Source organism: Mycobacterium sp. NGS24 (assembly GCF_059813065.1).
In genome coordinates this window covers 1-231 of the sequence record NZ_JCALDW010000053.1, presented here as the reverse complement: position 1 = coordinate 231, position 231 = coordinate 1, and the positions used below count along the sequence as shown (strand labels likewise).

At 61.0% G+C, this 231-nt stretch carries 1 protein-coding gene; it reads right to left on the bottom strand.

The features are described 5' to 3' along the window. Positions 1-231 (bottom strand): hypothetical protein (locus tag AC5Y6Y_RS25805; RefSeq protein WP_499930828.1); only part of this gene is annotated, 231 nt, incomplete at both ends.

The following is a 231-nucleotide window of genomic DNA, read 5'->3' as shown; positions in this document are numbered from 1 at the left end:
AACGGAATATCGATCGGCCCGACAGTGCCGGTGATGCTGCCATACGTTGTGTATCCCGGGCCGCCGAGTGTGAAGTGCAGCCGTGGTCCGCTGATCGTGATGGACGGAACGCTGATCGGACCGATGGTGCCGGACGTGCTGCTGAGAGCGCTCATGTCGATCGCCCCGATGTTGAACGGCAGGGTGGTGATGTCGAAGGTGCCACCGGCAATCGTCGTATTGACCGGGAAT